The sequence below is a fragment of the Anaerotignum neopropionicum genome, assembly GCF_001571775.1.
GTDB classification, from domain to species: Bacteria; Bacillota; Clostridia; order Lachnospirales; family Anaerotignaceae; genus Chakrabartyella; species Chakrabartyella neopropionicum.
In genome coordinates this window covers 435,575-447,393 of record NZ_LRVM01000001.1, presented here as the reverse complement: position 1 = coordinate 447,393, position 11,819 = coordinate 435,575, and the positions used below count along the sequence as shown (strand labels likewise).

The 11,819-nt window shown below is 40.8% G+C and carries 11 protein-coding genes and 3 tRNA genes; 4 read left to right on the top strand and 10 right to left on the bottom strand.

Annotated elements, in window-relative coordinates; translation table 11 throughout:
• Positions 1-45 precede the first annotated feature (45 nt).
• The 8 genes from CLNEO_RS02115 to CLNEO_RS02080 all read right to left on the bottom strand — a co-directional run bounded on the left by CLNEO_RS02115 (position 46) and on the right by CLNEO_RS02080 (position 5,404).
• The gene (locus CLNEO_RS02115; RefSeq protein WP_066083725.1) at positions 46-2,073 is read right to left on the bottom strand and encodes a carbohydrate-binding domain-containing protein; all 2,028 of its coding nucleotides are present in this window, start codon (positions 2,071-2,073) and stop codon (positions 46-48) included.
• A 14-nt stretch (positions 2,074-2,087) separates the two neighbouring features.
• A complete protein-coding gene (locus CLNEO_RS02110; protein ID WP_066083723.1) occupies positions 2,088-2,780 on the bottom strand; it encodes a DUF4956 domain-containing protein in 693 nt (230 codons plus the stop codon).
• Positions 2,773-3,501, bottom strand: a complete 729-nt coding sequence (locus CLNEO_RS02105; protein WP_066083720.1) for a polyphosphate polymerase domain-containing protein — start codon at positions 3,499-3,501, stop codon at positions 2,773-2,775. The genes CLNEO_RS02110 and CLNEO_RS02105 overlap by 8 nt, the downstream gene beginning before the upstream one ends.
• 291 nt (positions 3,502-3,792) lie before the next feature.
• Complete coding sequence (locus tag CLNEO_RS02100) at positions 3,793-4,599, bottom strand: MBL fold metallo-hydrolase (RefSeq protein ID WP_066083719.1); 807 nt, start codon at positions 4,597-4,599, stop codon at positions 3,793-3,795.
• A 234-nt stretch (positions 4,600-4,833) separates the two neighbouring features.
• Positions 4,834-4,907: transfer RNA gene (locus tag CLNEO_RS02095), tRNA-Met, on the bottom strand.
• 25 nt (positions 4,908-4,932) lie between these two features.
• Positions 4,933-5,013, bottom strand: a tRNA-Tyr gene (locus CLNEO_RS02090).
• An 8-nt stretch (positions 5,014-5,021) separates the two neighbouring features.
• Positions 5,022-5,094, bottom strand: a tRNA-Thr gene (locus CLNEO_RS02085).
• A 103-nt stretch (positions 5,095-5,197) separates the two neighbouring features.
• Complete coding sequence (locus CLNEO_RS02080) at positions 5,198-5,404, bottom strand: hypothetical protein (protein WP_066083718.1); 207 nt, start codon at positions 5,402-5,404, stop codon at positions 5,198-5,200.
• A 98-nt stretch (positions 5,405-5,502) separates the two neighbouring features.
• Between CLNEO_RS02080 and CLNEO_RS02075 the strand changes: the two genes are divergently transcribed.
• The 4 genes from CLNEO_RS02075 (at position 5,503) to CLNEO_RS16840 (ending at position 8,404) form a co-directional block, all read left to right on the top strand.
• The gene (locus CLNEO_RS02075) at positions 5,503-6,447 is read left to right on the top strand and encodes an alpha/beta fold hydrolase (RefSeq protein ID WP_066083715.1); all 945 of its coding nucleotides are present in this window, start codon (positions 5,503-5,505) and stop codon (positions 6,445-6,447) included.
• 14 nt (positions 6,448-6,461) lie between these two features.
• Complete coding sequence (locus tag CLNEO_RS02070) at positions 6,462-6,944, top strand: PaaI family thioesterase (protein ID WP_066083711.1); 483 nt, start codon at positions 6,462-6,464, stop codon at positions 6,942-6,944.
• A 16-nt stretch (positions 6,945-6,960) separates the two neighbouring features.
• Positions 6,961-7,437, top strand: coding sequence for a PaaI family thioesterase (locus tag CLNEO_RS02065; protein ID WP_066083710.1), 477 nt, complete (start codon positions 6,961-6,963; stop codon positions 7,435-7,437).
• A gap of 640 nt (positions 7,438-8,077) precedes the next feature.
• Entirely contained in the window at positions 8,078-8,404 is a 327-nt protein-coding gene (locus CLNEO_RS16840) for a hypothetical protein (RefSeq protein ID WP_066083709.1), read from the top strand.
• A 47-nt stretch (positions 8,405-8,451) separates the two neighbouring features.
• On the opposite strand, the gene CLNEO_RS02055 is transcribed toward CLNEO_RS16840, so the two are convergent.
• Together CLNEO_RS02055 and CLNEO_RS02050 are read right to left on the bottom strand one after the other, a co-directional pair.
• Positions 8,452-8,943 carry a DUF2442 domain-containing protein gene (locus CLNEO_RS02055; protein WP_066083706.1) on the bottom strand — a complete coding sequence of 164 codons (492 nt, stop codon included), beginning with the start codon at positions 8,941-8,943 and terminating at the stop codon, positions 8,452-8,454.
• A 77-nt stretch (positions 8,944-9,020) separates the two neighbouring features.
• On the bottom strand, positions 9,021-11,525 hold the full coding sequence (locus CLNEO_RS02050; protein WP_066083704.1) for a helix-turn-helix transcriptional regulator: 2,505 nt from the start codon (positions 11,523-11,525) through the stop codon (positions 9,021-9,023).
• Between the last annotated feature and the right edge of the window lie 294 nt (positions 11,526-11,819).

Below are 11,819 nucleotides of genomic sequence, written 5' to 3'. Positions count from 1 at the left end.
CACCATTTTACGCCAAGTGGGAAGGGATATTTTTTTATGAAGCTGTTATTTCGTCGTTTGTGTGCCGTTTTGGGCTGTAGTTCTATCGGGCTTCGTTCCCGTCATAGTACCATTATTCCCTCTGTTGCCAAAAGAATTCGTTGCAGTACCTGAGGTATAGCTTAATCCATCCATGGTAAAGGTCTGGGTTTCAGAGCCCATGGTTATAGTATAGGTGGAGCCACTCTTTAACAGTGGACTGGAAATCAAAACCGTAGGATAAGCTCTTGTTGGTGTATAGCTTAAAATAGTTGTGTTCCCACTTTTTACTGTGATTGCACCTGTCTGGGATGAGGTTAAATGAAACTGTGCCCAACCCTGTGTTGTGTCTGTACCAAAGCCGTTAAACATTCCATTGGAACCGCAGGCAACAATGATTCCTCCTGTCACCGTAACGCTGCCATCACTGTCAATGGGTGAATCTGCGCCGCTTTCAGCTCCTGTAATATAAATTTCTCCGCCGGTAATGTTGATTGTTCCGTTGGAATCTATACTATCACCCTTTGTATCAAGGGTAATTTTCCCACCGCTAATGGTGATGTCACAATTTGCATTTGCACCAAAGCCGCCGCCATTTCCCATGCGTCCGCCTCCAAAATTTGCATTTTCTGTTGCTGTCTCAGTTCCATCAGCAGCAGGGGCTTGACCGTTTGCCTGTGGTGCGTTTGCAGAGTCAAAGGTTGGTCTTTCGCCGTTTTCTGTAGGTGCGTTTGCAGGGTCAAAGGTTGGTCTTTCGCCGTTTTCTGTAGGTGCATTTGCTGCATCAAAGGCCGGTCTTTCGCCGTTTGCCATAGGGTTTTGCCCGCCACCCATTGCAGTATCTTCTGTATCCTCGCCGCTTTCTGCCGCATTGATACCGTCATCGGATGCAACAATATGAATCGTACCTGCGGAAATAAGCACGGTTTCGCCTTCAATGCCTTCGTAGCTGGTTGTAATATTAATGGTGCCATCCTCAATAATTGTAGCTGCATCGGCATGGAAGCCGTCATCTCCTGTAGCAATGGTATAGGTACCATTTTTCACCGTCAAATTCCCGTTGGAATGAAAAGCATCATCTGCACAATCCAAGGTAAAGGTGCCCTTTGTAAGCAACAGGTTTCCACCTGCCTTTATCCCCTTTGCACTGGCATCCGCATCCGTTAGGGTAGCAGTAGCGCCGCCGCCTGTTTTGATTTGGAAGGTACCATCATCAACCTGCAAAATTGCCGCAGAATCAAAGCCATCGCCTTGGGCTGTAATCGTATAACTGCCGCCACCCACATAGGTAAAGCCCTTTGTGGCGTCATCCTTATTTTCGCTGTGGAAGCCATCCTTGCCAGAAGTTATCTGGAAGGTACCATCTGCAATGGCAATACTATCTTTTCCGGCAAAGCCATGCGCCGCCGCAGTAACCTTATAAGTACCTCCTGTAATGGTAAGGTCATCCTTTCCAACCACGCCGCTGCCGTAGGCTGCGTTGATGGTTAAGGTGCCACTGCCGTTGATCGTGAGGTCATCCTTTGCATAAATAACACCGTCAATGCTGTTATCATCAATGGCAACAAACTCGTTTTTGTTGGAAAGGGTATTTGTTGTGTTTGCAGCCAGGGTGATAAACACCTTATCCGCCTGACGAACGTATATGGCAGCACTTGTATCACAATTAATGGTTACACCCTTTAGCACCAGCTGAACCTTGTCGGTATCCTCGGCGTCGATAATAATTTGCCCATTGGTCAGCTGCCCGCTTAAAACATAAACACCTTCCTCCTTTATGGTTACTTTTGCTCCGCTGATACTCACCTTAGAGCTGTCGGAAGTGGTGGCTTTTGTGGTGCTTAGCGCAACAGAAACAGCCTCGCTTTCATCATAGGTTGCCGCTTTATCTCGGCTTGTAAATAAATCCTCGGGGTTTAGGGCTGTAAGCTGTGTTGCTGTTGTGTCAGTTGCTGCTACATCTGTTGTTTCACCCTTTGCCGTTGCCTGATTACAGCTGCATAATAAGCAAGCCATGGTTACGACGGCCAAAGCCGTTCTTTTTCTTTGCTTCATATTAAATGTCCTCCTTATAATTCATTGTGGTTTAAAGGTCTGGATAGACTGATTTCTAAGTTCCCGTTGCGAACGCGAATTGCGTCCATCATCTTCTTTTCTGCCACGCCGTCCTTTATCGTTACAAGATAAGTTAAACGGAATAGGCTGCCCAGGTTTGTGGTCTTTACCTCGGTAAGCTCATAGCTTTTAAAGCACTTTACAAAAATATCATCAAAAACATCGGCATAGTCCAAATCCTCAGGGATGGTGATGCGAAGCTGTTTTTGCTGTGTGCTTCCATAAAAATTCTGCATTTTTTCTGTGCTGTAAAATACTTCAACCACACAGAGAATTATTGTGAATAAAATCGCCAAAATTAAGTATCCCATACCAACGGCAAGCCCTGCTGCCATCGCAATGAATATTGCACAAATTTCCTTTGCCGTACCGGGAACAGAACGGAAACGCACCAAGCTAAAAGCTCCGGCAACAGCAACCCCTGCGCCAATATTTCCGTTTACCATAAGGATTACCATACCAACCACAGTTGGTAAAATGGCTAATGTAACCAAAAAACCCGGGGAGCTTTTCCCCTGTTTCTTGTAAGTAAGAGCAATCAAAAACCCGATGAATAACGCAGCCACAATGCAAAGGATAAAGGGTAAAAATGTAATTCCTGTTTCTGTTGTCCCACTTAAAATGTTTTCTGTTAATAAATTAGGCACTGTATCTATTTCTCCTTTCAATATTTTCCTTATTTTTTTGTATCATTTGGGTATATGCTTTTCCATACTTTGAAAAGCTGGTTGCAAAAATATTATTTTCGCTAAAAAATTTTGTTAGCCACATAGGCATTCCCATTCCTGCCTTTACTTCTAAAAGCTGCGTTTTTGGGGGTAAAATTGCCTTGCCGTAGGCACCTTTGCAAAGGCAAATATCATAATCCCGCCAAAGAATGGCGTCATCAAAGGTCATTCGAAATTCGGGATCTTCTTTGCCAAAAAAAGCCTCTCTTTCGTAGGAAAGCAATACCGCTGGCTTTATGGTATATACATGAGTAAAATAATCAATCTCCCGAATAATCTGGGAATCCTTTGGCGGCATATCATCCCGCTCCAGCCAAAGCTTTGCATCCCCCTGGCTCATAGAAACCCTTCTTTTGTAAACAATACCTTTGTATTTTTTCTTTAATTCCACAAAAACCGTTGATTCAGGGGTGGCTGTGCCATAGCTTCGCACACGCAGCTTCTCTTTATAAACGGGTTTCTCCATGGAATGACGGATCAGTTCCTTGTTATCCGTATCATAGTAAATATTCATGATCGTTGATCTTCCAAAGCTGTCGGGGGACATATGCTCCTCCATCAAAGTCTGCAGCTTAATTCTTTGATCATAAGTAATAAAATACTTAACTTCCTTACGCTTAAATGTTGTTGGTGTTCCCATTGCTTTCGCCTCCTTACCTGCTGTTATTTTGCAGGCTTTACTCCGTTTTCCAAGACCAAGTATATTGGGGAAACCTAAAATCTACTTTAAATTTAAAAATTATTTTACAAGAATTTTACAAACAGCTTTTAGCCATATAAAGCTTGCAATTTTAATGAAAAAAGGCATTCAACGGTATTGTTTTCATAAAAAAAGCCCCGAAAGCTTTCATTTCCGGGACTTTTCTTGCTTTTCTATATATACTTTTTGTTTCTGCTTCCACCCATAGGTTGAGTTTTTCTTCCTATATAATTATAATTTGTCTAAACTCATTGTACGAAATACTTCGCAATATTTTTTGAATCCTTCGCTCCCAAGGATGTAGATGTTAGGCATATATGCCAGCCTTTTTTGAGAATATTGAATACGCTCCAGGCCATTGTCCATTGCAGTATGATTACTTAAAGCCACATCCACATTTTTTTCTATTGCCCCAGCCATAAAGTAGTCCAAAGATTTCAGATATTGTTTCACTGCGGTTTTTTCCCAAGGCGGTGTCACCCCTCCCCACAGGGCCGCCATATGCTTTTCTCCGTTTTCCTTTACAGGGAAGATGTAGCTCATACATCCGGGGGTATGACCAGGGGTGGCATAAACGTATATTGTTTTATCGCCAAGGGTGATACTATGACCATCTTTCAGGTAATGGCTAATGGAATAATCCTTCCACGTTTCCGGTCTATCCGGCTTTGTTGGATGCTCCTTCCAGAAAATATCATCCACCTGGGAGAGGTATGTCTCCACATGATATTGGTCAACAAACCACCTTCCGCAGCCTGTATGATCCACATGTCCATGGGTTAAAACCAGTTTTTTGATGGTATCTGGGTTCCATCCCACCTCTTTTATTGCATGAACGATGGCTTCAAATGCCTTTTTTGCGGGCCAAATGGCATCAATCACTATCAGCCCTTCCTTGGACTTTAGTACAAAGCAATTGGTTTCTCTTTGTGCGACAATCAATAGGTCATCAAAAATGAGGGCATGGATAAAAAATGACATATCCTCCATTGCTTTGATGGTTTCAACGGTAATCATTGGTTTTTTCAGTCGATTCATTTATTATGCACTCCTCTATACAATTTTTATTTTAACTTTGTATAGAGGAAAAACGATTCTTTGGAGGCACAGTATCACTTCTTTCATGAATTTTGGTATTTGTTCCTTTGAGGGCTATTTTTTCTTGGAAAATCTAAAATTATATTAGCATATTTTCGAGGGGAAGGAAACCTTAAACACAAATGCCCAACGAAAAAAGGCTTAAAACCTAGGTTTTAAGCCTTTTTATCACAATTGCGGAGGCCAGATTTGAACTGACGACCTTCGGGTTATGAGCCCGACGAGCTACCGGACTGCTCCACTCCGCGGCAATAAAAAATTATGAAGTTACTATGGGCGGAGAAGGATTCGAACCTTCGAAGCTATCGCAACAGATTTACAGTCTGCCCCCTTTGGCCGCTCGGGAATCCACCCATATAAAAAGCCGATGATCGGACTCGAACCGATAACCTGCTGATTACAAGTCAGCTGCTCTGCCAATTGAGCCACATCGGCAAGATACCCGTAAATCGAGTACGAATAATATAATAACACAGGAATTATATTTCGTCAAGCATTTTCTTCTTTCGTCAAATGAACCATTTCTTTTTCTTATATTTTAAAAAAGTCGACTCAGGGAGTTTAAAATATCCGCCAAATATTGCTGCATAAAGCGCAGCACTAAAAGCAAGGATGCAATATAGCAACCAAGGGCAATGGGTTTTTGCAAATGGTACTGCCTTCTGGAAGATGACATTACTTCTAGTATGGACTGAATGCACAAAATTATAAAAAATTGTCCTGCCAAAATTAGAAAATCCTGCATATTTTTACTCCTTTTCCAAAACTTATTAACATACTATGAAATTTTCTCTTTTCAAATGACGTTTTTTCGTTCATAATAATAGAAAAGGAGGGTCTAATATGCACAAAAAAGTAAAGGAAGCGGCACTTTCCCTTTCTGCCGCAGCTGCGGGTCTTTTGGGCGGACTATTTCTTTGGCAAAAAGCTTGTTTTTGGCAAGCACAAAAAAAAGCAGCTATAACGAATTTTGAAATTTACACTTCACCTTTTGGTGATATTGCCTATACAACTATGGGTCATGGCCGCCCTTTGCTGCTCATCCATAGCATGATGCTGGGGACAAGCCTACAGGAGTGGGACATGGTCATTCGTGATTTGGCGAAAAGCTATCATGTTTATGCCATGGACTTACCCGGTTTTGGCGCATCCTTTGTGCCCGGCAAACCCTGGACAGCTTATCAATATGCCCATTGCATTGATGATTTTTTGCAGAAGGTAATCCGGCGACCTGCTTTTATTTTGGCTTCCAACGGCGGTGCAGATATGGCTTTGGTTGCATCCATGCTTTATCCCGCAAAAATAAAGGGTCTGATCCTAGTATCGCCGGAGGGTTTTGGGCGTGGTTTTGCAACAAATGCAGAGGTAAAGCCCCTGCACAGCCTGCTTTTACCTATTTTGGGTACGCAGCATTATCTTTCTGGAACAACAAAAGGTAAAATCAAGGAAATCTTGGAAGAAGCCTTTTTTGCAAAGGAGAACATTTCAAAAGATTTGGTAAATGCCTGCTATTATTCTGCCCGAAGAAGCCAGAAAGCACAGGTTTCATTTGCAACTTTAAAAACCAGCTTTTGGCGTGCGGAAACAAAAGCGGCTTTTTCTGCCCTTAACGTGCCTTTTGAAATTATTTGGGGTGAGGAAAACAAGCTAAATCCCATTTTAAACTTAGAATGGGCCAAAGATGTTCGCCCCGACGGGGAATATGTTGTTTTTGAAGAAGTGGGTAATTTCCCCCATCTTGAAAACAACCAGGCTTTTACTGGTATTATCAAAGATTTTTTGAAATAGAGGAGATTATTGCAATGAATGAATTAGAATCGGCGCAAGCTCAAGAAGTAATGGAAAGCTGGTTTCGCCAGGTAACCACTCCCGGTTCCAGGCTTTTGAGTCATGGCGTTGTACCAAAGATCGAACCCAAATTTGTCAGCTGCAATTTTGAAGAAAAAACCGTTACCCTCTCGTTTGATGTTTTAGAATGGGAATTGAACCCGCAAAATGTCATTCATGGCGGCATCATTGCCACTGCCTTTGATACAACCTTAGGGCTTCTTTGTCATTATTTCACAAAGCCCCAAGTGGTGATTACGGTAAGTTTAAATACCACCTACCACAAGCCTATTTTCATGGGCGATGCCTTTTACATCAAGGCAAAAATGGAATTTCAAGGGGGCTCCTTATGCAATATTACGGGAGATGCGTGGACACAAAACAATTCTGTTTTGGCGGCAAGTGCCACCGCAGTTTTTAAGGCCCTCAGAGAAATGCAACATAACCCATTAGTATAGGAAGGAAGACTTACTTATGATTGGCAATCAAAACTTAAACCAAGGGGATATGGAGACTTGGTTTTCTCAAATAAACGCACCTGATTTTTATATGCGAAAAATGGGCATCTTGACTTTATTAGATCCCCGATTAAAAGAATGCAGCTTTGAAAAAAAAGAGCTGGTTTTATCCTTTGACGTTAAGGACTGGGAATTAAATCCAGAAGGTGGATTGCATGGCGGTATCATTGTAACAGGGTTTGACATGACCTTTGGCTTATTATGCCATTATTTTGAGAAGCCAAATATGGTTTGTACTGTAAATCTTTCCACCACGTTCATTCAGCCCGTTCTTCCTACGGATACCGTGGAGTACCATGTCCGCATTATTTCCCATGGCAAAAATATGGTCAGCATGACAGGGGAAGCGCGATTAAAAAGAGAGAATATCCTTGCGGCAACGGCTGCAACCACGTTTATGATTTTAAATAAGCAAATAGAGGTGCCAAAATAATACTTTGGTTGGAAAAAGCTGTCCACAAACCTTGGACGCCGCCCTCTCACTGCCCACGATAGGGCAGACAGCGAAGCTGGCTTTTGCGAAGCAAAAGTGATGACCTCTCACTGCCCAAGATAGGGCAGACAGCGAAGCTGGCTTTTGCGGAGCAAAAGTGATGACCTCTCACTGCTTTTTGTAAAAAGCAAGACCAAAAACTTATGTACAACCCGTATATTCATGGGGTTTATAACGGGTCAAAAGGGCGAAACCCTTGTGGGTGCTTGAGAGCAAAGCCCTCAAGGTTTTGACTTTATCGAAAAAAAGGTGCAGACTTTAATAGCCCTCCAATAAGGATGTTTACGAAAATTATAATTGTTTAACGCACAGCCGAACAATTACCGATGAATTGTAAATAATCTTTATTGGAGGGTTTGCTTTATGGCAAAGTTTGAATTTAAGTACACTGAAATTGATGGGTTAAATATCTGCACATTGAGCAGATGCTTTTGGCATTCCATTACACACCCATGCGGTTTATGGACTGGCTTTTAGAGCGATATTGTTATATGCATTTTTCAAAAGCACTTCCGGAGTATATTGAATATCTTCAAATAATAGGGTTGGATACCTGCTTTGGCAGAGTTACTCAGGAGTTATGCCGGAGATTTTATCCCAAGTGATTTTTCATATTAAAAAGGGTGCACAGGCTGAAATTTCAACTTGTGCACTCTTTTGTGTTAATACCTTATTTCGTTTTTCTCACGCCATGTTCGTCGACTTCATAGCCGTCAATCTTTGTGCTTCGAGCAAGAGAACCGTCGGTGTTAAAGTAATACCATTTACCGTCGAATTCATGCCATTTACAGAATATCATCAGGCCATTTTTGTAGTATATAGGTACTGTCCAGCATCGTTTTGCGACCAGCCCTGCACTGGGGCAGAATTTATGGTGAGCTTAATTAACGGTACAACATTAAAGTAATTTGCGTTTTGTTTCTTTGATTGTTGTTCCCTTTCTAAATTCATTTTTTAAGCAAAATAATGCAATATAGTGCTAACAGGAATCTCTAATTGGATATTAGAATCCTGCCAAAGTAGAGAATGTTCCTTTGCTTTTATGGTTTTCCATAACCCTTTTTGTAAAAGGGGTGCAAACAGCGAAAACTCCAGAAGTTGGCTCATATCCATATCCAGTCGATTTCCGTTATCAAGTTCAAGGTGCAGCAGCCAGTTTTTTTCTGATGTAACCCTGTCTATTTTCGCATCCTCACCAAATTTCACCCCCATTTTAAATAATCCTGCCAACCTGTCTATGGAAAGCTCAACGGTAGAATTGCCACCCCAACGAAGACAAGTATCCTGCACCTCCACAGAGTTCCATATCGTTTTATCCTTGAGTGGACAAAACTGCACAGTTTCCAATTGCGTTGACATATCTAAAAATAAACGATTTCCGTTGTTCATAATGATGTCCAGCGTATAATCTTCTCTTGGAACAGCGCTTTGAAAACAAACAATCATAAATAACTCTCCTTTCAAAAAAATTCCCTATACCTAAGTATAGAGAATTGATTCTGAAAATGATATTAGCCAAACGGCTAATTCTTTAGGATATTAAGTTCCTGTGCTTTTTGTACCGCCCTAATTTTATTGTTGACATTAAGTTTTCCATAGATATTCTCCAGATGCTTTTTAATACTCGAAACTGAAAGATAGAGTCGTTGCGCCATTTCCCGCTGTGTCAGCCCCTGCGCCAGTAAATACAGCACCTCTATTTCTCGATTAGTCAATTCAACCATGCAACCCTGTGACGACTTCAAGTTCTCATTGCATCGCTCGCAGAGCCGTATCAATCCCTCTAAATAGCACTGGTCAAGCTTTTCACTTTTCTTCAGTTCATTGAGGATGGGCAAAACAGATTCAGCGTTTTCAGCAAATGGTATCATGATTCCGTCCGATTGAGCCTCAAAAAGTGCAGGAAGAATTGCGTTTATGCCTGCCTCCATACCATAAAGGTTATATTTTGCCGTTGCGGAATAAATTGAATTGTATAACAAACTGAGCTGATTATGAAAGACGGAAAAGCCTGCATCAAAACTCTCAGAGAGAATTTCAAGCTCTATCCAATTTTTTGTTAACATGATTGCTTTTCCATAAATAATATAAGGATAGCCCATGCCACGCAGCATTAAAGTTCTGGAACCGATATCCCCACTGCGCAACCATTCGGGTATCAAATCAGGAAAATTCAAGTAGCCATATAAATATCCTTCACACATATCAATGGTTGCATTATAAATAATGGTATCTTGAAGATTAATTTTTTCTTCTAAATCCAAAAGAAATTTTCGCATGATAGCAACCTGCTCTTTTGCGTCGGAAAAATTCCCCTGAAGTAAGCATAGCCTCATTATGGTAAAATATGCACATAAAATGATGCTTGTTTGTCCCATTGTTTTTGCTTTATAAGTTGCCTTTTTGGCAAACATTTCTGCGTTTTGGAAATCACCTATTTCTAAAGCATATTCCGCCTGTGCCACAAATTCACACCCTGTACCACAGCCGTCAAATACCTTAGGCGGAAATCCTGCTTGAACATAATCAACGGTTTCTTTCAGCTTTCCTGCTTCACGATAATAGCTATAAAGGAAGTGGGGTATTCCAAAGGTGAATATATCGTTTCTCAAAACAACAGTGGACACTTCCCCCGCACCCAGTAGCTTTTCAGCTATTTGTGAAAGTTTGACCATTTTATCTGCGTCGTTGACCACAAGAAATATCTTAACAATATTAATTTCACCAAGTATCCGATTGCGCAATTTCTCCGAGATTTTTTCTGTGTGGCTATAATGGTTCTCTAGGACAGTAATTATCTTTACACTTTCCTCAGCTTGCGTTTTTTCACCGCTGAGAACAAAGCTGCGGGCAAAGTGTAGCATCGGAAAAGGATACTTAACATACCACCCGCTTGGCAATTCCTGATAAATCTTTTTCAGCAAATGAACCCCAATAAACCAGCTTCCTATATTTTTAATTTTGTTAATACGATTAAGAAGCTCCTCAAGCTGTTCTGCACGGTAATAATAATCAAAAGCAGAAATGGTTTCACCCTGCTCAAAAAACCACTTTCCTGCACAATGATATACCATACGCATATCGATATTATCTTTGATAACCTTATCTCTGAGAAAATCCAGAAGAACATTATGCAGTTTATAAACTCCTGTTTTCCCATCATATTCCACAAAAGCATTCTGTGCTAAAAGTCGTTCAATAATTGGGGGGATTTTTGGATTTTTTAAAATTTGCACTGCCTGGGGAAGGGTAAATGTATCCAAAATAGATAGCTTCAGAAGAACTTCCTTGACTGAATCATCAAAAGTTGAAAAAAGGTTGTCGCTTACAAGCTGAGTAATATTCGAAACCTCTGTCAAAGGCAACCCTTTTTTTATTCCCAACATAAGCAAATAAACAGCGGAAATCCAGCCTTCGGTATAGCTGTATATTTTTTCAATATCTTGAGGAAGTGCACAAAAGCCCATTAAATCTAAATATTCCTTTATTTCCTGCATAGTAAAGGATAACGAATCTGTATCCAAATAGTAGCATAGCCCTTTTGATATTAAATTCATGTGATTGAATTTCGGTCGGGTACGCGTAAGCAGTAAAATATGTAAATTAGGAATTTCTTCTTCTGCCAGCAGCTCAATTAATGTGCCAAGCTGTGTACTCTGATTGATTAGATGATAATCATCAATGACGAGTACAAGTGGTGCTTCATTTTTTAAGTTCCAAAACAAATCTATAATTGCTACAGTTTGTCTTACATCTATCGGAAAACCCAGACGTTCAAGATGCTTGCCGAATTCCGGATAGAGTCTGCCAACAGACATTGACAGCTTATTCCAGAATATCATTTCGTCACCATCACAACCAAGCAAGGGAATCCATATGGTCCGTAAATCTCGTGCAGTCAAATATGTGCGCACAGAAGTGGTTTTCCCATATCCCATAGTGGCTGAGACGATGGTGAGTGGGTAATTGGTCAGATTGTCCAAATCCTCTTCCACCCTTTGACGCCTCAGTATTTTGCTTTCCTTCAATCAACATCCCCCTTTCTCTTAAAGTATTTCCTTTATTTAAACATGTATAACTAAATAGTTATTTCCCTCATGCTTTGTGTACTACAATTACTATATTATACATCTTTAATCAAAATTTTTCTATTGTAAATTGCAAGCTCTTCTGGGATACGGTAGGAGGGAGTACCGGAATAGGAAAAGGTGAAATAAATCATATGAACAGCAACTTTGTTAAATACAAAAAAACAGCACTTTTCCCATAAAAGCAAAATGCTGTTTTTTTGTATTTGTTGATTATCGTTCTATCTTTATTTC